This is a genomic window from Methanocaldococcus vulcanius M7 (assembly GCF_000024625.1).
GTDB classification, from domain to species: Archaea; AGJL01; Methanococci; order Methanococcales; family Methanocaldococcaceae; genus Methanocaldococcus; species Methanocaldococcus vulcanius.
Genome location: NC_013407.1, coordinates 657,246 through 683,510, shown reverse-complemented (window position 1 = coordinate 683,510; position 26,265 = coordinate 657,246). Strand labels below are relative to the sequence as shown.

Here is a 26,265-nt window from a genome sequence, read left to right as displayed (position 1 = left end):
TAAATTCGGATGTGGATAAGTTTGAAGTAATTAAAACTAATTAAATGAAAAATTGAAAATAACATGTATATGTTAATTAATTTAAAATAAATTCAAAGATTGCATTTTTGTTGATTACCTACGTTATTTAACAATAAACTAAAAGAATTTGGTGTTGTATCTTATTAATTCTATGTTTCCGTTTTTCCTACTTTTATAGTTATGCCGATTAATTATTTAATTAATAATTTAAATTATCAAATTATCTGTTTAACGATGTTTAAGTAGTTAAAATTCCCTTCATATCCCTTTTTTAGTATTTCAATAGATGCGGGAAGGATATAATTGTTAAGCATATCTTCTATTTTTTCCTTTTCAAATATCACTTTTCCTTCCTTGTCTCGATAGTTGCCACTGAACACGCATGAAAATTGTTTCTCTCCCTGTTCCCATTCATCTCCAATGATCTCTTTGATCTTTTTTCCTTCTTTTATGTCTCTAACTGGTAAAAGTAAATCAACGTTAAACTCCCTGCAAATTCTTTCATAAGCATTTAAAACTTCTTCAATTTGGTCAATTTTAAAATCTCCGTTATGATGAAGTCGCTCTCCACTAATTATCTTACTCCCGAGGTGTTTTGCAGTTGGAATCCTTATTATTCTTAAATATGCATGGCATCCTATACATGGGCTATAATAGCCATATTTTTTGAATAATAGAACTACCCATCGTCCATTTAGGGCATTCCAAAGTTTTGGTTCGAATATAAAATGTAAAGGCAATAAAATACTATCTTTTGAAATTTCCTTCATTCTTTTATTTGTAATTTCCCAATTTTTATAAAAAATATTAATATTCCCATAATCGGTTCCCGTGAATGCAACTATTGGTAAAATAACCTGATTTCCATCTTCAACTGCCTTTATTATTGCTGCCACACTATCTCTTCCGGAAAACTCTCCAACAGCAATATCTTTCTGTTTTATACCATTTTCCTCTAAGATCTTTAAAGTATCCTCTGAAAGATCCAGAGTGTTAAATGACTTCTTAAAATCTATAAAGTTTAAATTTCCATTTAAATCATTAAAAATCACAATCTCACCCTTTAATATATTGTTATCTTTGTTAAATGGAGGAATGTCTCCTCTTAAATTTTGTAGTCCTTATTAGAAAAGTTGTGGTTATCGACACTATTAAAGTAATCAATTAACATCTTTTCAGTTTTTAAAATCGATTCAATCTCCATTAACTCAATTAAGAACAATTTGCACTTAATATTTAAAAGTTCGTCAAGTATTGGCCTTAAATTTTTTAAATCTTTTGGAGGAAGGTGTTTCCCATTAATTTCTATCTCGTAGATATGGGCGTTATAAATCCTATCTGAACAGATCTCCAAAAATTCTAATCTTTTGTTGTAAGGGATATGCCCTACATCGTATGTTATATGACAATCTACCTCATCAGCAATATCTATTAGGTTATCGGGATTTGAAGAAAATCCCTTTCTTAGATTTTCAATACATAGCTTTATTCCTTTTTTATCTGCAAAATCATTAACAATGGATAAATTTTCAATTAAATCGTCCCTATTAACTGTTTTATTCTTTCCATTATGTAAATGGACTGTTAAATAACCACACCCATCTATGGTCTGAATAATATTCTTTAATATAAAAACACTATCTTTTTTATCTAAATTTAAAATTGGAGCGTGATAACCAATGATATTTTTCTCTTTTACAATTTTCGGGTAGAAATGTAGTCCCCAATCCACCAGTTTATTTTTAAATTTATCTTGAAAGGTGGATTTATCCTTATAACGCATGCAAATTGCAATCATGCTATCACATAACTAACTAATTGAAATTAAAATATATAAAATTGCATATTAGAAAAGATAATAACCTCGGGACAAAAAACCCCTATACAAAATATTTAAAAAAATTATTAAATATGAAAATATAATTTTACTAATACTAAGGTGTGTTTAAGGACTAATCAAAAACTTAAATCATCTCAATAAATGCCTCCAATCTTGTCTTTAATTGCTCTTTATCGCTCTCAGAGTAGTCAGTTTCAATTCTTATGACTGGAATACCCCCCTCTTTTAAGGCCTCCTCTACCTTAGCTCCCTCAACGTTGAATGTATGGCAATACTGTAAAGTGTAGTAAACAACCCCGTCAACATCCAAGTCCTTAACCAATCTCTTTATATTCTCGATTCTTTCATCATTTTTGAATCTACAAGCACAGGGGATTTTAAAGTATCTTTTTGCAATATCCTCTATACTATAACCTTCAACATAATTTTCAAAGAATCTTGTTCCCGTGCAACTCTCTTCTCCTACAACTATTCCACCAACCTCTTCAATTATCTCGACAATCTTATTGTTTCCTGCAACCATCGGACATCCAGTTATTAAGATCCTTTTACCTTCATAACCCTCTCCTTTTTTAACTCTCTCCTCTAACTCTTTAATTAAGTCCTCTAAAACCTCAATTGTATCATCAACATCCAATAAGTAAGCAAATTGGAAAAGTTTTAAAACATCTAAACCTTTAATAGGGGCTGGCTTAGCCCTTCTTAACTCGTAGAGTTTATAAAACAGTTCTCTAATTTTATTTACCTTATCAACCATCTCTTTTAATTTTTCTTCAGTTATCTTATTTCCTGTTTCTTTTTCAACCAACTCCTTTAATTTTTCAACTTCTTTAATCCAGATTTCTAAAGAGGCATCGTCTTTCATATGAGGGAGGTGCATTACATGCATAGGAACTAAATTTTCCATCAATTCAAACATCTTCTTCTTTCCCTCACAGGTAGTTTCTCCAATAACTATATCAGAGGCCTCAAAGTAAGGGCAGGTTTTTGCTTTTTTAAAACCATAAGATGATTTTATTAAAGGGCAGAGGTTTCTTGGTAGGTCTTCTTCTGCTATTGGAATTGTATCATTTTTTCCTCCACATAAACCGACTGGAATCGCATTTCCTGCTAAAATAATTTCTATTGGAACATATGCACAAAACATTCCAAAGACCTTTCTTCCTTCTTCTTTTTGCTTGTAGAGCTGTTCTTTTCTATTTGCAAATTTTTGCATTAACTTTTCAATTGCCTGTGTCTTCATCTTCTCACCATTAATGTTTTTAATCGGTATGTTAGGTATTAGTTTTTTTAATATTATCTCACTTAATTTCTGAGAACTCATTAAAAGGATAGTGTTTTGACCATAAAAATATTATTTTTAAAATCTTAATTGGGAAGAAGTTATAACAAAATTTTATACCATAAATTTATATGTTCAATCATATGGAAATACAATATAAGATTTACTAATATCATTTATAAGATTTTCTATTTGAAATCAAATGGAATTTTTTAAATAGTAGATAATAAAAACACTTATTGGAAATTGAAATGTATATATTAGTTTTTTTAATAGGTGAAAGGATGGAATGGGAACCGAAAATTATTGGATTTTGTTGCAATTGGTGCACCTATGGAGGAGCAGATACAGCAGGAGTAGGGAGAATGCAGTATCCTCCAAGTATAAGAATAATAAGGGTTATGTGCTCTGGAAGAATCGAGCCCTCACTTATTTTAAAAGCATTTAAAGAGGGAGCAGATGGCGTTTTTGTTGGCGGTTGCCACTTAGGGGACTGCCACTACGATGCTGGAAACTACAAATGGCAAAGAAGAGCTATTTTTTTAAAGCAACTATTGCCAGAGTTTGGAATTGAGCCAGAAAGATTTAGATTTGAATGGATCTCTGCTTCAGAAGGAGAGAAATTCCAAAAAACCATGATTGAGTTCCACAACACAATAAAATCCCTTGGACCCTTAAAATTAAATGAAAAATTAAAGGAATAACAAAAGAGTTAAAACTAAAACTTAAAAATTATAATTAATGGATTAATTTAATTAATTAAGTTAATAAATTAATTGAACCAACTAAAAAATGGTGGTTAAATGTTAAAATTAGCTACTACATGGCTTGGATGTTGTTCTGGATGCCATATAAGCTTATTAGACCTACATGAAGAGTTATTAACTCTCTTAAAAAAGGTAGAACTTGTCCATTGCCCAGTATTGATGGATGTTAAAGAGATTCCGAATGATATTGATATTGCATTGATAGAGGGAGGAATAAGAAATAAAGAAAACGAAGAAATCGCAAAAGAGATGAGAAAAAAGGCAAAAATAGTCATTGCCTTTGGAACCTGTGCAGTGTTTGGAGGAGTTCCAGGACTTGGAAATTTATACTCAAAAGATGAAATTTTAGAAAAAGTGTATAAATCAACCCTATCAACAAAGAATGATGAAGGAATCATTCCTAATGAAGAAGTTCCTCCACTAACATCAAGAGTTAAGCCCCTTTCAGAGGTTATAGATGTTGATTACTTCATCCCAGGTTGTCCTCCAGATCCAGAACTCACAGCAAAGGTTTTAAGTGCATTATTGGAAGGTAAAAAACCAGAACTCCCAAAGAAAAATCTATGTGAAGAGTGTCCAAGAAAGAAAAGCAATGAGGGAATTTCAATAGAAAAGATAAAAAGGAAATTCGAAGGAAAGCCAGATCCAGAAAGATGTCTTTTAGAGCAGGGGTATCTTTGCTTAGGTGTTGCAACAAGAGCAGGATGCAACGCTGCATGTCCGAGAGTAGGGGTTCCATGTAGTGGTTGCAATGGAGCGACAGATGTTGTTACAGATCAGGGGGCTAAGATGATCTCTGCCCTATGTTCTGACTTTGGAGTGAATAAAGATAAAGAAACCGATCCAACAATACTTCCAAACTCAATAAAAGACAAGATCGGGAGTTTTTACAAATTTACACTTCCAAGTGCTTTAATACCCGGTAAGATCAAGTGATATTCAAGGTAGTGATTTGGTGATATGATGGTAAAGTTGAGTGTTGAGCCAATTACAAGAGTTGAAGGACATGGAAAGATAACGATCTCCTTCGATGAAAATGGAAACTTGGATAAAGTTCATTTTCACGTTGTTGAAGTTAGGGGCTTTGAAAAATTTTTAGAAGGAAGATACATAGAGGATGCACCGATCTATACACCAAGAATTTGCGGTATTTGCCAAGTATCTCATCATTTGGCAAGTGCTAAGGCAGTTGACATGATATTCAATGTAAAAATTCCAGAAACAGCAGAACTTCTAAGAAATTTAATGCATCAAGGAGCAACCATACACAGCCATGCTTTACACTTTTATTTCTTAGCAGCCCCCGACTTGATGTTTCCAACTACGGATGATATTCTAAAAAGAAATATCTTGGGAATAGCAAAAGAACATCCAGAAGTTGTAAAAGAGGCAATAGAACTAAGAAAAATAGGGCAGACAATAGTCAAAACCGTTGGAGGAAGAGCAATTCACCCTGCCACAGCAGTTGTTGGAGGACAGTCAAAACCACTTACAGAAGAAGAAAGGGATAAACTATTAAAACTGTCAGATCGGGCTATCGAATTGGCGGAAAAGTCCATTGAAATTGGAAAAAAACTGATTGAAAATATAAAAGAAAACAACCTGTTAGATATTGGCTACTTTGAGTCCTATCACATGGGAATGGTAAATAAAGGAACTCATGAACTCTACGATGGAATGTTAAGAGTTGTAAATCCTAAAGGAAAAGTAGAATATGAATTCAATCCAAAAGATTATTTACAATATATTGCTGAAGAAGTTAGACCATATTCCTACTTAAAATTCCCATATTTAAAAGATAAAGGTCCAGAAGATGGAATATATCGAGTAAATAGCTTATCAAGATTGAATGTTTCAGATAAAATGGCAACTCCATTGGCACAGAAATATTATAAAGAGTTTATTGACACGTTTGGAAAACCGTGCCACTATCCTATCTTATTTAACTATGCAAGATTAATTGAAATCCTCTCTTCCGCAGAAAAAGTAAAAGAACTTTTAGAAAACGATAAGATCGTTGATACAGACATCAGAGCTGAGCCAAATGAAATAACAGGAGAAGGTGTTGGTTGTGTAGAAGCACCAAGAGGAACCCTTATTCATCACTTCAAGACAGATGAGCAGGGGATAATAACAGACGTTAATTTAATAGTTGCAACAGTGCAAAACAACCCTGCCATGGACATTGGAGTAAGAAAAGTAGCTGAAAAATATATCAAAAATCCAGAAGATGCAAAACCAAATGTTTTAAATTATATGGAGATGGTTATTAGGGCTTATGACCCTTGTTTATCCTGTGCAACTCATATAATTGGTAAAAAAACTAACAATGAGGATAAACTAACCTTAGAAATCATTCAAAATAAAAATAATAAAATATCAAAAAAGATAGTGGGATAGTTATGAGCATAGTGATTCAGAGGGATGTTTGTTTGGTTTGTTATGCTTGTCAGGCGGAGTGTCCTACTGGGGCGATTGATATAGATAGTTTTAGGGTTTGTGATTTGTGTATGGAGTGTGTTATGGTTTGTCCGACTGGGGCTTTGATGGAAGAAGAGATTGAGGTTAATGGGAAGAAGTTGAAGAGGGTTAATTATTTGGCTCATAAGTGTGAAAAGTGTGGGGCTTGTGCTAATGCTTGCCCTATTGGTATAAAGAGGGTTGATGATACTTTCCCTTACTCGAAGGGGCATTGTGTTCTTTGTCAGAAGTGTATTGACGTCTGCCCAATAGAGATCATCTCAATACCTGGAGTGATTGATAAACCGAAGAAGGAAGTTAAAGCTCCAAAAGAACCAATTGTCGTTACTGATGATTGTGTGGGTTGTGGAGTTTGTGTTCCTGAGTGTCCTGTAGGAGCTATAACGTTAGAGGATGGTAAGGCGGTTATTGATAAGAGTAAGTGTGTTTATTGTAGTATTTGCGCTCAAACGTGTCCGTGGAATGCAATTTTCGTGGCTGGAAAGATTCCTAAAAAAAGGAGGAAAGAGGTTAAAAAATTCGAAGTTGATGCAGAAAAATGCGTTTACTGCTTAAAATGCGTCGAAATCTGCCCAGGAGATATGATCAAAGTTGATGAAAACAACATGATCGTAGTGCCACCAAAATCATGCCCCGCCTGTAAACTCTGCGTTAACACCTGCCCAGTTAATGCTTTAGATTTAGAGGTTAAACTAAGCTCCCCACACCCAATAACTGACGAGGGTTTAGTCATCGTAGAAGAGGACTTTGACGTATTGAAAAAATGTGCCTCCGTCTGTCCAACAGAAGCAATCATCGTTGATGAAGAGAAAAGAGAAGTAAGAATGTGCATCGTCTGCGGAGCTTGCACCGTCGCATGCCCAACAGGAGCTCTAAAACTTGGTAAAATAGAACACAACGGAAAAGAATACAACAGAATCGAATTCAGCCCATACTTGTGTGATAAATGTGGAAAATGCGTAGAAGTCTGCCCAATGAAAACACTACGACTATCAAGAGGCAAACTACCACTAAAAGGATACTGCGTAATGTGCCTACTCTGCCTAAGCATAGCAGAAAAAGAAAAAAAAGAGAAAAAAATACTCCAACTAAAATAAAAAAAGAAAAGAAAAAATAAAGAAAAAATAGATGTGTTTTTTCAAGTTAAAATTTTGCTTCAAATTTTACACCTTACCTTATTAGAAAATCTAATTAGTATATTAAAGGTGATATTATGGAAGAACCAAGGATCGGTGTTTATGTGTGCCACTGTGGAGTTAATATCGGAGGAGTTGTAGATTGTAAAGCAGTGGCAGAATTTGCTAAAACATTAAAAAATGTTGTAGTTGCAAGGGACTATAAATATATGTGTGCAGATCCCGGACAAGAGATGATTAAAAGAGATATTAAGGAATATAACTTAAACAGAGTTGTTGTTGCTGCGTGCTCTCCAAGATTACATGAGCCAACATTTAGGAGATGTGTTGCAGAGGCAGGATTGAACCCATTCTTATTCGAGTTTGCAAATATACGAGAGCACTGCTCATGGGTTCATATGCACGAGCCAGAAAAGGCAACAGAAAAGGCAAAGGACTTAGTTAGAATGGCTGTTGCTAAGGCAAGATTATTGGAGCCGTTAGAATTTATTAAGGTAGGAGTTACAAAGAGGGCTTTGGTTATAGGAGGAGGGGTAGCAGGAATTCAGGCAGCTTTGGATTTAGGAGATATGGGATTTGAAACAATATTGGTCGAAAAATCCCCTTCCGTCGGAGGAAGGATGGCTCAATTAGATAAAACATTTCCAACTAATGACTGCTCTATCTGTATATTAGCCCCTAAGATGGTTGATGTTGCAAAACATCCAAATGTTAAACTCTATGCCTACTCAGAAGTTGTAGATGTCCAAGGATACATTGGAAACTTTAAAGTCAAAATCATGAAAAAACCGAGATATATTGATGAAACAAAATGCACCGGTTGTGGGCAGTGTGCTGAGGTTTGCCCAATAGAAGTCCCCAACGAGTTTGATATGGGTTTGGGAATGAGAAAAGCAATATATAAACCATTTCCACAGGCAGTTCCATCAAAATATACAATAGACAAAGAACACTGTATTGACTGTGGTTTATGTGCCAAAGTTTGCGGTCCAAATGCGATCGACTACGATCAAAAACCGGAGTTTATTGACGTTGAAGTTGGAACGATAATCTGTGCTATCGGATACGATCCATTTGATCCAACGGTTAGAGAAGAGTACGGCTATGGAGTTTATGATAACGTTATAACTGCCCTTGAATTGGAAAGAATGATAAACGCCTCAGGACCAACAGGTGGAAAAGTTATCAGATTGAGCGATGGAAAAAAACCAAAAAGGATAGCTTTTATCCAATGTGTTGGTTCAAGAGATGCAAAAGTTGGGAATAGGTATTGCTCTAACGTTTGCTGTATGTATGCCATGAAAAACTCGCAATTAATTAAAGAAAAAGCTCCAGAGACAGATATTGACATCTACTATATGGATATAAGGGCATTTAGTAAAGGTTATGAGGAGTTCTATGAAAGAAGTTCCAAGCAGTATGGAATTACATTCATAAGAGGAAGGCCTGCTGAGATATTAGAAGATCCAAAGACAAAAAATCTTATTATTAGAGCAGAAGACACATTATTAGGAGAAATTATAGAAAAAGAATATGATTTAGTTGTTTTATCAGTTGGAATGATTCCAACAAAATCAGCAGATCAAATTCAGAGAATCTTAGGCATTTCAAGAACACCAGATCAGTTTTTCATGGAGGCACATCCAAAATTAAGGCCAGTTGATACAGCAACAGATGGTGTTTATTTAGCAGGAGCTTGCCAAGGTCCTAAAGATATTCCTGCATCCGTAGCCCAGGGCTCCGCAGCAGCGTCAAGAGCGGCTATTCCATTATCTAAGGGAGAAGTTGAAGTGGAACCAATTGTCGCAACTGTAAATAAAGAAATATGTGGGGGTTGTGGGGTTTGCGTTAAGCAGTGTCCTTATGGAGCTCCGAGATTAATTGAAGAGGACGGAAAGTTGGTTTGTGATGTCATTGCGGCATTATGTAAAGGATGTGGAACTTGCGTTGCTGGATGCCCAAGTGGTGCGTTAGAGCAGAATCACTTCAAAACAATACAACTCTATAAGCAAATTGAGGGAGCATTTAAAGATCCTGCATAATTTTTCCCTTTCTATCTTAATTCATTTTCTTACTTTGTTTTATTATCTCTTTCCCTTATATCCAATTTCAAGTTATCCAATTTATTGATAATTTATTGATTAGGGTTATTTACTCAAATGAAAATGAAAGGTGAAACAATGAAGGAGATAAAAAATGTTGTCTGTCCATTCTGCGGAACTTTATGTGATGATATTGTAATTATCTTGGATGATGATGGACATATCGTAGGAACAAGACACGCGTGTAGGATTGGAAACGCTAAATTTATGCATTTTGAAGGGGCTGTTAGATACACAGAACCATTGATGAGAGAAAATAAAAAAGATGATTTTAAAAAAGTTGATTACGATACAGCAATAGAAGAGACAGCAAGATTGTTAGCTGAATCGACTCTTCCATTAATATATGGATTCTCCGCAACTGAATGCCATGCACATGCTTGTGGTATCGAATTAGCGGAACTTATAGGAGGAATTGTAAGTAATACAGCAGAAGTTTGTCATGGACCAAGTGTCTGGGCATTGCAAGATGTTGGTTATCCAATTTGCACATTAGGAGAGGTTAAAAATAGAGCTGATGTTGTTATCTTTTGGGGTTCTAATCCAATGCATGCCCACCCAAGGCATATGAGTAGGTATTCAATATTTGCGAGAGGATTTTTCAGAGAGAGGGGGAGAGAGGATAGGACTTTGATTGTTGTTGATCCAAGGGAAACAGATACTGCAAAGTTGGCTGATATTCACTTACAAGTTGAGCCACATAAGGATTATGAGTTGGTTAGTGCAATGAGGGCTGTATTAAAGGGCTTTGAATTGCAAGTGGATAAAGTTGCTGGCGTTCCAGCTGACTTAATATACGAAGCAGTAGAAGTTTGTAAAAATGCTCAATTTGGAGAGTTATTTTTTGGAATGGGAATGACTCAATCAGGATGTAAGCATAGGAATATTGATAACGCTATTCAGTTGGTTATTGATTTAAACGCATACACAAAATTCGGACTAATGCCAATGAGAGGACACTACAACGTAAATGGATTTAACCAAGTTTGCACATGGATTACTGGATTTCCTTTATGTGTAGATTTTTCAAGGGGCTATCCACGATTTAACCCGGGAGATACAAGTATAACCGATATTTTGATGAGAGGAGAGGCAGATGTTATGTTAAATATTGCATCTGATCCTGGGGCTCATTTCCCACAGAAGGCAGTTGACTATATGGCAAAGATCCCGCTGATCTGTATAGAGCCACATAACTCTGCAACTGCTGAGATCTCAAATATAATCCTTCCTCCTGCAATTGCTGGGGTTGAGACGGATGGAACCGCTTATAGGATGGATGGAGTTCCAGTTCATCTGAAAAAGATTATGGATCCTCCTGATGGAGTTCTGCCAGATAGGGAGATTTTAGAGAGGATTATAAAGAAGATTAGGGAGATGTAGTTTATAATTTATCCAAAATTTTTATTTTTTACATCTTGGTAATACTTTTTGTAATTTTATATTATTATCGTAATAATAATTTTGATTAAGTAGTAAATATTATATATGAAAAGTGGAGGTGATATTAAATGTAGGAAAGTTTTTTTGGTGCGTAGAATGGAGTTGAAACTTAGCGTTAAAAAAATAAACTTGGTAAGACCAGAGGATAATCCAAAAAATAAAAAAGTTGAGATGAATATTGATTGGAATATTGAGTGTGAGATGGTGGATGTTAACTTTTACAAGTATTTTTGTTTAATAGAGATAAAAAATTTCCCGATCTTATTCACAGCAGAAGGATACGTTGAGATAATATATGAAAAGCCCGTTAATCTCTCTGATAAGATATTAAAAGTGATGTTTAAGCATATTTTAACTGTGATGATGGAGATCCTTGGGATAACTAAAACCTACTCAACATCGTTGGAAGAAATAAGTAATTTAGACACTAAAATGGAACAAAAAATTTTAAATTCGGTGAGATGATGAAAATAATTAACACAATTTGTCCAAATTGCAGTGTCGGCTGTGGAGTTGGACTTATAGTTAAAGACGATAAAGTTTTGGGGGTTTATCCTAACAAAAGACATCCAATAAACGAAGGAAAAAACTGTCTTAATGGTAGAACTTGCTACAAAATAATAAATCATGAAAAAAGATTAAAAAATCCATTAATTAAGAAAAATGGTGCCTTTGTTGAAGTTAGCTGGGAAGAAGCGCTAAATTATATTGCCTCTCATTTAAAAAAATATAATGGGGATGAGATAACCTTCATTGCTTCAGGGAAATGCACTAATGAAGATAACTATGCGTTAAAAAAACTGGCTGATGGATTAAAAGCTAAAATTGGACACTGCATATGCAACTCTCCAAAAGTTGATTACGCAGAGATCTCGATCAGTGGAGGTATTGAAGATGCAAAGAATATTGTGATTATTGGAGATGTGTTTTCCGAACATGCGTTAATCGGAAGGAAAGTAATTAAAGCAAAAGATAAAGGGGCTAAGATAACGATTTTTAATACTGAAGAAAGGGAGATTTTAAAACTAAATGCCGACAAATTCATAAAAGTTGATGATTATTCAGATATTGACTTAAACGATTTTAAAGATGATCTAATCATAATCAATGCACCAATTGACACTGACAAATTCAAGAATAACAAATTTAAAAATTTCAAGATCTTGCCAGTGGCTAAACACTGCAACACTGTTGGTGCAACCCTTCTCAACATTCCTGCATTAAACAGAGAAGAATATTTCAACTTATTAAAAGATTCAGAGTTTTTATATATTGTAGGAGAAAATCCTGCTCTTGTTAATAAAAATATTTTAAAAGACGTTGACTTTTTAGTTGTCCAAGATGTTATATTCACAGAAACAGCAGATCTCGCAGATGTTGTTCTTCCAACAAAATGCTGGGCTGAGAAAGACGGAACATTTACAAACTTTGAAAAAAAGATACAACACATAAAAAAAGCAGTTGATCCACAACATAAGGCATTAGAAGATTGGAAAATAATAAAAAAACTGGCTGAAAAACTAAATATCAACTTAGGGTTTGAATCATTCGATGAATTGCATAAAGAGGTTATGAACTATCTTAAAGATCTAAATTGAGGTGATCAATGTGAAATATTTATTGGTTAGATCTACTGACAAAGAGATCTTAAAAAGAGCAGAATGTGGAGGGGCAATAACCTCCCTATTTAAGTATCTTCTTGAAGAAAATATAGTGGACGGTGTTTTAGCGTTAAAAAGAGGAGAAGATATTTATGATGGAGTTCCAGAACTTATAACCGATTCAAAAGAACTACTTAACACTGCTGGTTCTTTACACTGCTCTCCTGTAAACTTTGGAAAATTAATAAGCAAATATTTAAGAGATATGAAAATTGCAGTTCCAACGAAACCCTGCGATGCTATGGCATTAAAAGAACTTTCAAAACTAAATCAAGTCGATCTTAACAACATTTATATGCTGGGATTAAACTGTGGAGGGACTATAAGCCCAATAACTGCAATGAAGATGATAGAGTTGTTCTATAAAGTAGATCCCTTTGATGTGGTTAAAGAAGAAATAGATAAGGGAAAGTTTATAATTAAATTAAAAAACGGAGAGCATAAAGCGATAAAGATAGATGAATTAGAGGAGAGAGGATTTGGTAGGAGAAAAAGTTGTCAAAGATGTGAAGTTATGGTTCCGAGAATGGCAGATATTGCTTGTGGAAATTGGGGGGCTGAAGAGGGATGGACATTTGTTGAAATTTGCTCTGAGAGAGGAAAAGAGTTGATTGAAAATGCTAAAAAAGAGGGTTATATAGAAGTTAAAGAACCTTCCGAGAGAGCTATAAAGATAAGAGAAAAGATCGAAAATTCAATGATAAAGTTGGCTAAAAAATTCCAGAAAATACATTTAGAGGATAATTTTCCATCTTTGGAAGAGTGGAAGAAATATTGGAACAGATGTATAAAATGCTATGGTTGTAGAGATATTTGTCCACTCTGTTTCTGTGAAGATTGTAGATTGGAAAAGGATTATGTTGATGAAAAAGGAAAAATCCCTCCAGATCCGCTTATGTTTCAGGGAATTAGATTGAGCCACGTTTCTCAAAGTTGTATAAATTGTGGTCAGTGTGAAGATGTCTGCCCCATGGATATTCCTCTTGCATATATCTTCCATAGAATGCAGTTGAAAGTTAGAGATGTTTTTGGATACGTGCCGGGAGTTGATGATAAGATTCCTCCTCTCTTTGATTTCGAAAAATAATTATAAAAAATATATTATATATTATATATTGGTTAATTTTATCATTAATCTTACCACCTAATTTTAACTAAAAATCTTAATTAATAATTATTTTTTATTTATTTTTTATTTCAATTATTTTAATAGAGCACCAACACAACAAACAATCTGTGGCTCTTCAGGTATTAGAAGTTTTTTATTTAGTTTTTTTTCGAGCATTTCAGTCAATACTTTATTTTTTGCAACTCCTCCACTAAATACAAGATTTTGGACATTAAGTTTGTTGATCATCGGAACTACCCTATTTACTATACTATCATAGACCCCCATTAGAATATCTTCCTTAGGAACTTTTTTTGATAACAAGCTTATAATCTCACTTTCAGCAAAAACAGCACACATTGAGGAAATTTTAGCGATATTTTCTGATTTATATTTGTTAATCTCGTTTCTATTGATGTTTAATATATCTATTGCTTTTTCTAAAAATTTCCCAGTTCCAGCAGCACATTTATCTGATAAAATAAAATCCAACACTTTTCCATCTTTACCAATTTTTAAAACCTTTGTATCTTGCCCTCCAATGTCTAAAACTCCATCTGCTTCACTAAAAAAATAATTAGCCCCCTTTCCCAGAGCGATAACTTCCGGAACAACGTTATCTGCAAAGCTTATTTTATGCCTTCCGTATCCAGTAGCCACGATCTTTTCTATTGGATATGTGTTTTCAAGTTCATTAATCATTTCTAATAATGTGTTTTCATCTATTACAACTCCTATATTCTCTATTTTATACCAAACGATTTTTTTATCTTCCATTAAAACCATTTTTGTCGTTGTAGATCCAACATCTATTCCCAACTTCATTTTATCATCTGTTTTTATTTTTGTATTAATTTTCAGAGGATACTTGGGTATTAAGATCTATTATTATTTTAAAATCCATACTACGGTAGAGATTCTAACTATGTGGATTTAAATTTTTTGTTAAGAAATTTTAATGAGTATGTATGTTATTAGATGTTCTAATTGCCAATATCAGGATTAGTATATTGAAATATACAAATGTTTATACAGAATTGATACAAAATAAAAATAAAAATTAAATAAAAAAATAAAAAAATTAAAACAACTCATCAAACTACTCGTTAATCAATCTCTCAAAACATTCTTTACAAACGATTTTTCCATTGGCAACTCTTCCTTTTATCTCCATAAAATACTCTCCACATTCTTCACATTTTATCGACTTGTATATTTTTGCTTTTTTTGGTGGGTTTATATCTATCCACTCTAAATTCAGTAATTCTTTCTCAGGGGTTTTTAATACCTTATCAATAATTTTTTCTCTTAATTCTTTCGAATATTGCTTTAATCTTTCTTTCACTTCTTCTTCATTTTTATTCTCTTCCTTTAATGATTTCTTATAGTTTTCAAAGTCCTCAGCTAACGAATTTACATATTCAAATAAATCTCCTTTAACTGAAATTCGAAGGGCTTTTTTATAATTTCTCGAATAAAAAACATATACATGCTTTCCATAATCCTTATGGATAAGATTTCCCTTTCCAAATGTGCAACCTAAAAGAAACTGTATTGCATCAACACTGCAAGAGTTATTTCCAACTATCGCTACCAAATCCTCGTCAATATCTCTCCTAAAATACTTGTTTGCACATTTTGCAACTCGGTATCCAAGTGCGATACCAAAGCATAAATGCCCATGAAATTTTACAACATCTTTAAGTTGTTCAAACTCCTCATATTTTTTAATATCTTTAATCATAATCTCTCACCAATTTTTTATATCTTAATAAATAAAATTAAATAAATGATAGTAAAATCAGGAAAAAAACTCCAACAACACCTCCAATTGCAATAATTAGCAAATTTAACAAGTTTAATTGAATATGCGTTATTCCAAGAAAGTTTAATAGGCCAATAAGTATTAAACCAACGATTGTATTTACTGCTAAATATTTTATTATTTTAAATGTTAGCTTTAAAATCAAAATCACAACCACGATCAGCAAGATTAATAAGATCAAATGGCTCAGCCACATTTACCTCACCCAAATAATTATTTGCTATATAAAATTGAGCTAATAATATTAATTTTATTAACTTTTATTAACTAATCTGGTTAATATTAATTAATATTAAATTAACGATCATCATAGATAAAAACTTTATTGAGGGGCAAAAATGATAAAAATTATATACATTACAAAAAGTGGGAAAAAAATTTCCAACGAGATAGAAAACGCTCTTAAATACTACCAATATGAATGTAAGGCAATAAATATAAAAAATTTTAGTTTAGAAAGAGAGGATGAAGGATTTATTTTTATATGTGCAATGGGAATTGTTTTAAGGAAATATATCGACAAAATAAAAAAAGATAAATTCAAAGATCCCTTTGTAATTGTATGTAATGAAAAAAAAGAAATTATTCCCATACTATCCAATCATTTAGGAGGAGGAAATTACTTTTCAAAACTCATAGCAAAGGAGATAAATGGAAAAGTAGTTTATACAACTGCAACTGACGTTAGTGGAAAGATAGGGATAGATGAGCTTTCAAAAATGTTATTTCTTGAAATACCAAAAAGAAAAGATATTTTAAAAATAAATAAAAAAATTTTAGAGGAAGACGTTTCATTAACCTTACCAAATACTTGGAAAATAAAAGATATTCCCGGATATTTGATTAAATATCACGATGAGGAGTTTGTTTTAATAGATGATTCAATAAAATTAAAACCTTTGAAATTATGTGTTGGGCTGGGAGCAAGAAAGGGGATTAAAAGATATAAAGTTTTTTGGGCAGTGAAAAAGGCACTTTATTTAAGAGGAATTCCTACATGGAGAGTTGATGCATTTGCTACCGTTGAAGATAAAAAAGAGGAAAAAGGGATTGTAGAAACGGTTAAAAAATTTAAAAAACCACTATTTATTTTTAAAAAGGATGAAATCAACGAATTGTATAAAAAAGAAGATCTGAATATTGAACGATCTAATTTTGTCTTTGAACATTTGGGCGTTTATGGGGTCTCTGAGCCAGTATCGATCTTAGCTGTGAAAAAACTTGCAAATGTTGATATTGGCAATATAGATCTAATTTTAAGAAAATTTAAAAAAGATGGGACTACTGTTGCGATTTCTGTTGAAAATTCTGGTTAATATTTGCTTAATATTTTAATAATGTGGAATAATGTTTAGAAAAAAATCGAAAAGTTATTAAATTATGGCATTAAGTTAATATAATAAGGACATTTTGAGAAACCTCAAATGAATCGGTATATTTAACATTACAAGTTAAAGTTCTCAAAAGGTAATAGAAAGAGAATAATAAAAATTAGAAACTCAATTTAATTTTATCATAAAATCTTAGTTGGGGGAGGGGTTATGGAACCAGAAAACAGGGAATTTGGAAGATTTTCAGGAAAAGGGGTTTTAATCACTCCAAAGATATTGGAAAGACCAATGATAAAATGGGAGAAATTAGAGATAATCCTATACACAGACAAAGTAATATTTGAATTTGTGGATAAAAAGATTGAGGTTAAGATCGAAGATATTATAGATGTAGGTGTTGAATTACCAAAAAAGGTTCTTGACATTGCAAAAGCTACATTAGAGGATATTAAATACCACTCATCCTTAGTTGTTAAAATAGAAGGTAATGGAGAAGTGATTATTGGATTTGCTCCTGAAACGTCAATATATGGAAAAGCCCCAATAGATAACTTTCTAAGGAAGTTATTCTACATCCTACTTAACGAGAAAGAGGCAAAAATCCTTTATGATGTTAAAAATAATGAAACTAAATCATGGGAAGATGGTTATTTAACCTTTATAGAGAAAAGAATAAAAGAAGAATTTGTTGTTAGAATAGAGAGAATATTAGCAGTTAAAGTAAAGAAAGGTAGAGAAGAGAAAATATATGAGGTTTTTTGCAATATAAAAGACGTTGAGATAGAGGAGATGGAAATAGACGGAGAGATAAAGCCGGTCTTGCAGATACTTCAAATAAAAGACAAGAGGAAAATTTTATCATATCTATGCACAAAAGATAAAAAGGTTAAGTTATTTTTATTAAGATACATGATAACTTTACTAAACTGCCAACACGTTGGGATATTACGCTACCTGCAAGATCGCTGACCTCCTCTCCGCCCTAAAGGGTGGAGGTTCCCACTGGGAACACCCTCTCATCCTCGTCGCCGAGGAGTCATCGGGCAGGTTCAGCTCATTGGGCGGGATCAGACCGCCTCGATAAATAATAAGCCAATTTGAATATATAAACCTTATCTCCGCCCGCCTCCCCTATCTTCGAGCGTAGCGAGGAGAATAATGAAAACCGTTAGGTTTTCATCTGAATTCCTCTCCGAGCTAAAGCCCGAAGCTTCCTTAGCGACAACTAATGGTGATCTGAATGAAAATCGGTGTTTCTTCAAGTTTGTTTTTAGATACAGAAAAATCGCTATCTGAAGCGTTAAACCACTTAGAAAAAAAGGTTAAGTATGTTGAATTAGTATGTGATGGAAATTTAAACATAATGGAAGATGGAAATGCAGAAACTGCAATGTCATATAACTTAACATATACACTACACTGCCCAATAACCGACTTAAACCTATCTTCATATCGAGAAAAGATAAGAAATACAAGTTTGGAATATGTTAAAGATATATTAGAGTATGCTGTAAAAGTTGATGCAAAGGTTGTTGTATTACATCCTGGATATTGCGTGTTTAAGCACGATTACGAAAAATCACTCGTCTCTTTAATAAAAAGCTTGAAAGAATTAAATAAACTACAAGAAAACTTTGGAGTTCAGATAACCATTGAAAATATGCCATCCTATGATATGTTCATGTTCAGAGAGCCCGATAAAAAGATAATCGAAAATTTAGAAGAGTTAAAAATAACACTTGACATAGGGCACGCTTTTTTAAATAAAAACATCTCAAAATTTTTAGATTTAAAGGATAAAATTGCTCATATACATATACACGATAACAACGGAAATTTTGACGAACATTTATGTATTGGGAAAGGAAAAATTAATTTTAATGAATTTAGCGAAGAACTGAAAAAGTTAAAGGCAATAAAAATGATAGAACTGCAAAAAAAGAGTATAAATGATTTAGATGAGTGCATTAAAAATTTAAAAAATATTTTAGGGTAATAACATGCTAAAAAATGGTAAAGTTGTGGAAGATGTCTTAAAAATGGATGATTGGTTTGCTTACAAAATACCCCACACCGTAGAGATCGATGGAGAAGTAGAAAATACAAAGACACTTGTGATAGAGTTTGAAAAGAAGAGGAGAGTGTTATCTACAAGAGAAGGGTTTAAAGAAGTTAAGTATGTCGGAAATCATTCAATACCAGTTCCCTTTTGGGACAAAGTTCACAACTACAAGGACTATGAAAAACAGGTATTAGAAAAAATAGGAATTAAAAAGGAAGATATTGCTTTGTTATCCACTGGAGCGGATATGGATAACCTTGCAGTGGCAAAAGAGGAATTTGACGAGTTTTATGTTGTTGCATTTACAACAGCAGGAGCGAAATACAACGCAGTTAGATTGGGAGATGAAGAGGCAGATTACATCGAAAAAGACCTTAAAACATACAAAATTGTTGATGGAAAGTTAGTTCCAAAAGAAGAAGTTGGAACAGTTAATATTATCTTAATTACCAACGCTGACTTAACAGATGGAGCAATGGCAAGGGCAATAATCACAATAACAGAAGCAAAAACAAATGCTTTTCAAGAATTGGATATAAGAAGCACAAAACATCCAGAACTCCAAGCAACGGGGACGGGAACTGATAATACCATAGTTGTTAAAGGTTTTGGAAAAAAAGTAAGCTACACAGGAGGGCATACAAAGATCGGGGAGATGATTGCAAAAGCAGTTAAAAGAAGCGTGATTGAAGCACTAATAAAACAGGATGAACTTGAATTATAAATTTTTTATTTTTTACCATTTCCTTGTTTTTCTTTTAACTATTTGTTGTTTAATTCTAATTTATTTTTATTTTATTTATTTTATTGGGTTTTTAGTTTTTATTTGGATTTATTTAAGATTCTTTAACTGGAATTTTTTTATTAGGGAAGATAATTGCATTATTTTCACAACACATTGTAGCACAGGCATTACAGTTAATTATACAACTAAAAGGATATTTTACCACAACTTTATCATTTTCTATGTCATAAACTCCTCTCGGACAGAAATTTATACACTTCCCACAATTTTTACATTTTTTATAGTCGATTGTTGGATACCACTCAATCTCCTTTCTCTTTTTTCCATACTCTTCATAGAACATCTCTTTTACTGCATCATAATACATCCTATAAAGTTTTATATTTGGAGATCTTAATATATCTACTACCTTATCATACGCATTATATACTTCTTCATCAACATCTAACTCCTTCATCAACTTTTTTATCTCCAAATTTAGAATCAAAAATTCACGTATCTTTTTTAAAAGTTCTATCTTTTTTTCTAAGGACATAATATTCACTACCCTCTGTTTTAATCTATTTTAATTTAAATTTTAGTTTAAGTTATATTAAAGTTATCTTAAACGTATATTTAAAATTTTTTAAATTTTTAATGGCAATAGATAACAATTAAATGCAATAAAAAAACAATATAGCAACATATCAAATAGACAGTAAATTAAAAAGATCAGTGAAGACAGATCAAAAAATACAAAAAAAATAAAGAAAACAAAAAAATAAAAAATAAAAAGAAAAAACAAATAAATAGGGAGATAAAATGGCTAAATTAATGCTTGCCCTCGATGTCCTTGATGAGAATAAGGCATTAAAAATAATTGAAGAAGTGAATGACTACATAGATGCAGTGAAAATCGGCTATCCTCTGGTTTTAGCGTGCGGTTTAGATGTTATAAAGAAAATAAAAGACATATGTGATAAAGAAGTTATAGCTGATTTTAAAGTTGCAGATATTCCCTCAACAAATGAAAAAATTGCTAAAATAACTCTAAAATACGCTGATGGGATAATAGTTCACGGTTTTGTAGGAGAAGATTCAGTTAAAGCAGTTAAAGACGTTGCTAAAAATCTTAATAAAAAGGTAATAATGGTTACAGAAATGAGCCATCCAGGGGCTTTAAAGTTTATACAACCCATAGCAGAGGAATTGGCAGAAATGGCCAAAAAACTTGAAGTGGATGCAATAGTTGTCCCATCAACAAGACCTCAACGACTAAAAAGATTAAAAAATATTGCAAACTTGCCGATAATAACCCCCGGCGTTGGAGCTCAAGGTGGTAAAATAGAAGATATTTTAAACGAACTTGGAGAAGATGACTACGTGATTGTTGGAAGAGCAATTTACCAAGCAGAAGATCCTAAAAATGCTGCAAAAAAATTTAAAGAACAAATAAAAAACATTTAAAGCAAAATAAAACAATATACTACAAAAAATAAAAATAATATAACTAAAAAATTAAAAATAAAAACATAAGGGATGATTTCTATGAAAAGTGAGAAGAATAAGAGAGAGATACTTGTAGTAGGTTGCGGAAATCTGTTATTTGGGGATGATGGCTTTGGATGCGAAGTTATTAGCAGATTGGAAAAACTCTCCCTACCTGAAAATGTAGAAGTGATAGATGCAGGAGCCAGTGGAGCTTACTATCTAATGACACTTGTAGATGAGGATATAAAAAAGGTTATAGTAGTGGATGCCATCGATTTTGGATTAAAACCTGGAACAGTAAAAAAGATACCAATTGAAGAACTACCGAATATCAAAAAATACACTTTCGATGCCCATAACGTCCCACTTGCCCCATTTCTTAAAGATCTTCATGATAATGGAATAGAGGTTGTAGTTATTGGATGTCAGGGAAAAAACTTCACCATGCCCTATATAAAACCCGGACTTTCAAAAGAAGTCGAAAAATCCGTAGATAAAGCAATTGCCATGATCTTAGAAGAGATTAAAAAATGATGAAATAGGGGATCTTCAATGCTAAAAGATATACTACTTGGAAATGCAAACAAAGGAATGATCACACAAATATATGGCCCTCCGGGCGTTGGAAAGACAAATATCTGTTTAATTAATACAATAAACTCGATAAATCAAGGAGGTAAAGTTATATACTTAGATACTGAAGGAGGAATGTCGATAGAGCGAATCAAACAACTGGCTCCTGAAAATTACAAAAACATTCTTGAAAATATGATCATATACAATGTCTTTGATTTTTATGAGCAGAATAATATAATTCAAAAAGAAATTCCTCTAATCGCGAATAATGTGAATTTAATAGTTGTAGATAATATAACCTCACTTTACAAGTTAGAACTAAGCGACGAAGCAAATAAAAACATACTTCTTAATAAAATGCTTGGAAATCAAGTTAAAACATTATTAAAATTGGCAAAAACAAAGAATTTAGCGGTAATTATAACAAACCAAGTTAAAGAAACTGTGAATGGATTTGAGGCATCAGGTGGAAGATTATTAGAATACTGGAGTAAATGTATAATAAGGTTAGAAAAACTCGAAAAAACCAGAATTGCGATTTTAGAGAAACATCTATATGCTGGAGAGGAAAAATTAGAATTTAAGATCGTAAATAGGGGCATTGAGATAGTTAAATAACCTATTTTTTGTTATTCATATTTTTTATATATTTTAAGATATTTTTATGTTTAGTACTTCTTCAACAAAAACAGAATAAGAATAATAAAATAAAGCTGAAACCGAACAACTATGCAATTAAATAAAACCATCAATAAACCTAAGAAAAAGAAAAAAATTCAACAAAAAACATAAAACATTGAAAAACATTAAATTCAAACAATATCAAAAATAATTAAAAATAATCGAAAAATAGGATTAACTAAATATTAAAATCTATAATGGTGGTAATAATGATAGAAGCAAATATCGGAGATATTATAAAAGTAGAAACCAAAAAAGGTGTTTTTAAAGGAATTCTACTCCCTTCAACAGAAGAAGAAATAATTACAATAAAAATGGACAACGGCTACAACGTGGGGATATTAAAAGAAAATATAAAAAACATTGAAATCATTGCCAAAGGAGAAAAGCCAAAGTATGAACTTCCACCATTAAACATTAAAAAGAATGAAAAATTAAAAACGATCTCTATCCTATCAACCGGAGGAACTGTTGCTTCAAAAGTTGATTATAAGACAGGAGCAGTTCATCCCTCTTTCACAGCAGATGATTTAATTAGGGCTGTTCCAGAACTTTTGGACATTGCCAACATAAAAGGAAGAGCAATAATGAACATACTAAGCGAAAATATGAAACCAGAGTATTGGAAAAAGATTGCTGAAGAGATAAAAAAAGAGGTAGAAGAGGGAGCTGATGGTGTTGTTATAGCCCACGGAACAGACACTATGGGATATACCGCCTCAGCACTCTCATTTATGGTTAAGGCAGATGTTCCGATAATCTTGGTTGGAGCTCAGAGAAGTAGCGATAGACCCTCATCAGATGCCGCCCTCAATTTAATAAGTGCTGTTTTGGCTGCGAGAGAGCCGATTATAGGAGTTTATGTAGTTATGCATGGAGAGAGTGGAGATACATTCTGCTATCTACATAAAGGAGTTAAGGTTAGGAAATGCCATTCATCAAGAAGAGATGCATTTAAATCAATAAATAATATTCCAGTGGCTAAGATAAATCCATTTACAAAAGAAGTTATTTACTTGCAAGAGGTTGAAAAATCAGATAATAGCAGAAAAGTTGAGATAAACACAAACTTAGAGGAAAAAGTAGCCCTAATAAAAATTTACCCCGGGATGGATGGAGAGATTATAAAATACTATGTTGATAACGGCTATAAAGGAATTGTTTTAGAGGGAACTGGTTTGGGGCATGCTCCAGAGTATATATTTGAGGATATAAAGTATGCAATTGATAAAGGAGTAATAGTTGTAATGACTACCCAAACAATCAATGGAAGAGTAAATATGAACGTCTATTCAAACGGTAGGGAATTGCAGAAAATAGGAGTTATTGGTTGTGAAGATATGCCCCCAGAAGTTGCATTGGTTAAGTTGATGTATCTTTTAGGAAATTATGATGTGGAAGAGGTTAAAAAACTAATTAATAAGGATTTGGTTGGGGAGATTGAATATAGAAGTAGATTTGATGCATATTAATTATAAAAATTGATATTTCAGATGAGGATTTAGAATATATTTGAGATATATAGAAAAAATTACTAAAAAATAAAAAAAGAAATTGAAAGAAAAATTAGTGTTATTAAATTATATGGAAGATTTAAGAAAGAGGATGTTGAAAGAACTCTGGTATTTAGGAGGTAATAATTATGCAATACACCATTGAAATAAAAAATATTGGAATTATTGATTATGCAAAAGTTGAATTTGGAGGTTTAACCGTTATAGCTGGTGAAAATGATAGAGGTAAAAGCACTGTTGGAAAATTATTATATTCAATAATAAAATCAATAGGGAGATATGAGAAGGATTTAGAAATTGGAGAAATGGATAAAATTAAAGAGATTATTAAAGCATTAATGAGTATAAAATATCATATGAGTTATTTTTATAGTAAGTATCAAAGAAAACTTAATGAGAGCGATAGATATAAAATATTAAAACTTAAAAGGGAGTTTAATGAGTGTATCGACTATTTAAAAAAAATCAAAGCAAACATAAAGTCAGATAATATACAGTATAGCACTTATGATGATGAAGATTTAAAATCCTTTATCAATCGCTTAAAAGATAATATTTTGAGTTTAAATCTCCACTCAAATGATAAATTTAGATTTATTGAAATATTTAATGAAATTGAGAATATTATTAATAAAAAATTCACAAAAGATGAAATGATAAAAAAAGCGTTTAATAAGATTGTAAAGTCAGAATTTTATGGAGAATTGTCAAAAAAGAATACTGATAAATCATATATTAAAATATATGGAGGGCATGAAAAAATAATGGACATATCCTTACATAAAAATAAAATAAAACATTTTAAATTGGATTCTAATGTTATAGAGTTTGGAATATTTTACGATGACGTAGTATATATTGAAAGTCCTACAATTTTACACATTCATAGGATTTTAGACATGGTGAATATTTGGGATTATAAAGTAGATGCCATGCCATTTCATATACTTGATTTAATTGCAAAATTGAAGAGTGCAAAATTCGAAAATAAACCAAGTTTATTGGATGAAGACAATAACAAAATGAAATATAAAATTATCAAAGAAATTTCATCAATAATTGAGGGAAGTGTAGATTATTTAGAATCTTACGAAGATTTCGTATATTCCAAGGGATTGGATAAAGAAAAAATTAGAGTTAGGTCAGTAAATATTGCAAGTGGAATAAAATCTTTTGGGATTTTGCAACTATTGGCAAAATCTGATTATTTGGATAAAAATATACTATTAATCATTGATGAGCCAGAAGTCCATTTACATCCAAAATGGCAGGTTAAATATGCCCATGTTCTTGTAAAAATGGCGAAATATGGAATTCCGGTTATTGTCTCCTCACATAGCCCATATATGATTCAAGCACTGAAATATTTTGCAATAGAAGAGGGGATTATTGACATATCAAGGTTCTACTTAGCAGAGAAAGAGAATGATAATATTGTAATCAGAAATGTAGATGAAGAGATAAATAAAATCTTTAGAACATTATCTCAACCACTTAGGGAGATAGTATGGGGGATGCAAAAGAAACCTTAAAGAAGATATATTTCTGTGGAATTACGTTGGGATATTTTAAGATTGTGGAATTGAATACCATAGAATCAAAATGCAACTCAAAATTAAAAATTATTGATTTCGATAAAGCAAAAGAAAAAATATGTAATGACCACAATTTGGGAAAATTTCAATCATCTGATGCCCTAATAATAATTAAGGAAAATGAAAGAATCGATCTTATTGAAGTAAAAAAGCTTAAAGAAAGTATTAATCATAGGATAAATGAGAATTTAACCGATAAGGAGATTGATAAGAATATTGACGAGATATTTAATAACTTTAATCTATTTGGAAAAGCATTTGATAGCATTCAGCTTATTCAAATTTTAATGAGGAGTAAGTATGTAAATAAACTAAATGAAGAAGTCAGAATTAAAAGAAATGATATAATTAACTTCCAGAAAAATATTAAGGTCTATTTCATACTTTTAGTCGATATTGAATTTTGTAGTGTAGAGGACATTTTAGCATCTCTTGAGGTGTTGGATTATTTAAAAATTAATGAAAAATCGGTATATGACAAGATAAAAAAAGCAATTACCAATGAGTTTAATAGAATATTGAACAATTCTATAGTTTTTGATTGTCTTTTAATGTCTTTTAATGAAATAGATGATTATTATATAAAAGAATTTGGGACGTTAGATTTATTTTCAAAAATCTAAAT

26 protein-coding genes are annotated in these 26,265 nt (G+C 32.0%); 19 read left to right on the top strand and 7 right to left on the bottom strand.

The annotated features are described in order from the left end of the window. Nucleotides 1-236: 236 nt before the first annotated feature. The 3 genes from METVU_RS03540 to METVU_RS03530 form a co-directional block, all read right to left on the bottom strand. Nucleotides 237-1,073 carry a hypothetical protein gene (locus METVU_RS03540; protein ID WP_015732799.1) on the bottom strand — a complete coding sequence of 279 codons (837 nt, stop codon included), beginning with the start codon at nucleotides 1,071-1,073 and terminating at the stop codon, nucleotides 237-239. 53 nt (nucleotides 1,074-1,126) lie between these two features. Then, entirely contained in the window at nucleotides 1,127-1,819 is a 693-nt protein-coding gene (locus METVU_RS03535; protein ID WP_015732798.1) for a sugar phosphate isomerase/epimerase family protein, read from the bottom strand. Between the two features lie 166 nt (nucleotides 1,820-1,985). Beyond that, nucleotides 1,986-3,104 (bottom strand): double-cubane-cluster-containing anaerobic reductase, encoded by a 1,119-nt coding sequence (locus METVU_RS03530; RefSeq protein WP_015732797.1) that lies wholly within the window; start codon nucleotides 3,102-3,104, stop codon nucleotides 1,986-1,988. 323 nt (nucleotides 3,105-3,427) lie between these two features. On the opposite strand from METVU_RS03530, the gene METVU_RS03525 reads away from it, so the two are divergent. The 9 genes from METVU_RS03525 (at nucleotide 3,428) to METVU_RS03485 (ending at nucleotide 13,820) form a co-directional block, all read left to right on the top strand. Continuing rightward, nucleotides 3,428-3,847, top strand: coding sequence for a hydrogenase iron-sulfur subunit (locus tag METVU_RS03525; protein ID WP_048196772.1), 420 nt, complete (start codon nucleotides 3,428-3,430; stop codon nucleotides 3,845-3,847). Between the two features lie 99 nt (nucleotides 3,848-3,946). Continuing rightward, on the top strand, nucleotides 3,947-4,846 hold the full coding sequence (locus tag METVU_RS03520) for an NADH-quinone oxidoreductase subunit B family protein (protein ID WP_015732795.1): 900 nt from the start codon (nucleotides 3,947-3,949) through the stop codon (nucleotides 4,844-4,846). Between the two features lie 27 nt (nucleotides 4,847-4,873). Further along, entirely contained in the window at nucleotides 4,874-6,310 is a 1,437-nt protein-coding gene (locus METVU_RS03515) for a Ni/Fe hydrogenase subunit alpha (protein ID WP_048196770.1), read from the top strand. A 2-nt stretch (nucleotides 6,311-6,312) separates the two neighbouring features. Beyond that, on the top strand, nucleotides 6,313-7,488 hold the full coding sequence (gene vhuB, locus METVU_RS03510; protein WP_015732793.1) for a F420-non-reducing hydrogenase associated-polyferredoxin VhuB: 1,176 nt from the start codon (nucleotides 6,313-6,315) through the stop codon (nucleotides 7,486-7,488). Between the two features lie 116 nt (nucleotides 7,489-7,604). Further along, nucleotides 7,605-9,569, top strand: a complete 1,965-nt coding sequence (locus METVU_RS03505) for a CoB--CoM heterodisulfide reductase iron-sulfur subunit A family protein (protein ID WP_015732792.1) — start codon at nucleotides 7,605-7,607, stop codon at nucleotides 9,567-9,569. Nucleotides 9,570-9,707: 138 nt separating this feature from the next. Continuing rightward, on the top strand, nucleotides 9,708-11,012 hold the full coding sequence (locus METVU_RS03500; RefSeq protein WP_048196769.1) for a formylmethanofuran dehydrogenase subunit B: 1,305 nt from the start codon (nucleotides 9,708-9,710) through the stop codon (nucleotides 11,010-11,012). Nucleotides 11,013-11,168: 156 nt separating this feature from the next. Then, a complete protein-coding gene (locus tag METVU_RS03495) occupies nucleotides 11,169-11,537 on the top strand; it encodes a hypothetical protein (protein ID WP_048196767.1) in 369 nt (122 codons plus the stop codon). Next, entirely contained in the window at nucleotides 11,537-12,670 is a 1,134-nt protein-coding gene (locus METVU_RS03490) for a molybdopterin oxidoreductase family protein (RefSeq protein ID WP_048196765.1), read from the top strand. The genes METVU_RS03495 and METVU_RS03490 overlap by 1 nt, the downstream gene beginning before the upstream one ends. Nucleotides 12,671-12,680: 10 nt before the next feature. Beyond that, nucleotides 12,681-13,820, top strand: coding sequence for a Coenzyme F420 hydrogenase/dehydrogenase, beta subunit C-terminal domain (locus METVU_RS03485; RefSeq protein ID WP_015732788.1), 1,140 nt, complete (start codon nucleotides 12,681-12,683; stop codon nucleotides 13,818-13,820). 114 nt (nucleotides 13,821-13,934) lie between these two features. Here METVU_RS03485 and METVU_RS03480 read toward each other — a convergent pair whose 3' ends face one another. From METVU_RS03480 to METVU_RS03470, 3 genes are all read right to left on the bottom strand, one after another. Next, on the bottom strand, nucleotides 13,935-14,666 hold the full coding sequence (locus tag METVU_RS03480; protein WP_015732787.1) for an acyl-CoA dehydratase activase: 732 nt from the start codon (nucleotides 14,664-14,666) through the stop codon (nucleotides 13,935-13,937). 274 nt (nucleotides 14,667-14,940) lie between these two features. Further along, nucleotides 14,941-15,585 carry an FmdE family protein gene (locus tag METVU_RS03475; protein ID WP_015732786.1) on the bottom strand — a complete coding sequence of 215 codons (645 nt, stop codon included), beginning with the start codon at nucleotides 15,583-15,585 and terminating at the stop codon, nucleotides 14,941-14,943. Nucleotides 15,586-15,622: 37 nt separating this feature from the next. Next, nucleotides 15,623-15,862 carry a pro-sigmaK processing inhibitor BofA family protein gene (locus METVU_RS03470; RefSeq protein WP_015732785.1) on the bottom strand — a complete coding sequence of 80 codons (240 nt, stop codon included), beginning with the start codon at nucleotides 15,860-15,862 and terminating at the stop codon, nucleotides 15,623-15,625. A 142-nt stretch (nucleotides 15,863-16,004) separates the two neighbouring features. On the opposite strand from METVU_RS03470, the gene METVU_RS03465 reads away from it, so the two are divergent. The 4 genes from METVU_RS03465 (at nucleotide 16,005) to METVU_RS03450 (ending at nucleotide 19,783) form a co-directional block, all read left to right on the top strand. Then, the gene (locus METVU_RS03465) at nucleotides 16,005-16,982 is read left to right on the top strand and encodes a cobalamin biosynthesis protein (protein ID WP_015732784.1); all 978 of its coding nucleotides are present in this window, start codon (nucleotides 16,005-16,007) and stop codon (nucleotides 16,980-16,982) included. 225 nt (nucleotides 16,983-17,207) lie between these two features. Further along, nucleotides 17,208-17,966, top strand: a complete 759-nt coding sequence (locus METVU_RS03460) for a CheF family chemotaxis protein (protein WP_015732783.1) — start codon at nucleotides 17,208-17,210, stop codon at nucleotides 17,964-17,966. A 271-nt stretch (nucleotides 17,967-18,237) separates the two neighbouring features. Beyond that, a complete protein-coding gene (locus tag METVU_RS03455) occupies nucleotides 18,238-18,993 on the top strand; it encodes a sugar phosphate isomerase/epimerase family protein (RefSeq protein WP_015732782.1) in 756 nt (251 codons plus the stop codon). Nucleotides 18,994-18,997: 4 nt separating this feature from the next. After that, nucleotides 18,998-19,783: an adenosylcobinamide amidohydrolase gene (locus METVU_RS03450; RefSeq protein ID WP_015732781.1), complete on the top strand. Its 786-nt coding sequence runs from the start codon at nucleotides 18,998-19,000 to the stop codon at nucleotides 19,781-19,783. A 112-nt stretch (nucleotides 19,784-19,895) separates the two neighbouring features. Here the strand turns inward: METVU_RS03450 and METVU_RS03445 are convergent, their stop codons facing one another. After that, nucleotides 19,896-20,339 (bottom strand): 4Fe-4S dicluster domain-containing protein, encoded by a 444-nt coding sequence (locus METVU_RS03445; protein WP_015732780.1) that lies wholly within the window; start codon nucleotides 20,337-20,339, stop codon nucleotides 19,896-19,898. Between the two features lie 266 nt (nucleotides 20,340-20,605). Here METVU_RS03445 and pyrF point away from each other — a divergent pair, with 266 nt between their 5' ends. The 6 genes from pyrF to METVU_RS03415 all read left to right on the top strand — a co-directional run bounded on the left by pyrF (nucleotide 20,606) and on the right by METVU_RS03415 (nucleotide 26,263). Continuing rightward, the gene (pyrF, locus tag METVU_RS03440; RefSeq protein WP_015732779.1) at nucleotides 20,606-21,250 is read left to right on the top strand and encodes an orotidine-5'-phosphate decarboxylase; all 645 of its coding nucleotides are present in this window, start codon (nucleotides 20,606-20,608) and stop codon (nucleotides 21,248-21,250) included. An 81-nt stretch (nucleotides 21,251-21,331) separates the two neighbouring features. Then, nucleotides 21,332-21,808, top strand: coding sequence for a coenzyme F420-reducing hydrogenase, FrhD protein (gene frhD, locus METVU_RS03435; protein WP_015732778.1), 477 nt, complete (start codon nucleotides 21,332-21,334; stop codon nucleotides 21,806-21,808). Nucleotides 21,809-21,826: 18 nt separating this feature from the next. Continuing rightward, nucleotides 21,827-22,468 (top strand): DNA repair and recombination protein RadB, encoded by a 642-nt coding sequence (radB, locus tag METVU_RS03430; protein ID WP_015732777.1) that lies wholly within the window; start codon nucleotides 21,827-21,829, stop codon nucleotides 22,466-22,468. A 272-nt stretch (nucleotides 22,469-22,740) separates the two neighbouring features. Next, the gene (gene gatD, locus METVU_RS03425) at nucleotides 22,741-24,003 is read left to right on the top strand and encodes a Glu-tRNA(Gln) amidotransferase subunit GatD (protein WP_015732776.1); all 1,263 of its coding nucleotides are present in this window, start codon (nucleotides 22,741-22,743) and stop codon (nucleotides 24,001-24,003) included. 170 nt (nucleotides 24,004-24,173) lie between these two features. Continuing rightward, on the top strand, nucleotides 24,174-25,577 hold the full coding sequence (locus METVU_RS03420; protein ID WP_015732775.1) for an AAA family ATPase: 1,404 nt from the start codon (nucleotides 24,174-24,176) through the stop codon (nucleotides 25,575-25,577). Then, complete coding sequence (locus METVU_RS03415; protein ID WP_015732774.1) at nucleotides 25,553-26,263, top strand: hypothetical protein; 711 nt, start codon at nucleotides 25,553-25,555, stop codon at nucleotides 26,261-26,263. Before METVU_RS03420 ends, METVU_RS03415 begins: the two co-directional genes overlap by 25 nt. The last annotated feature ends 2 nt before the right edge of the window (nucleotides 26,264-26,265 follow it).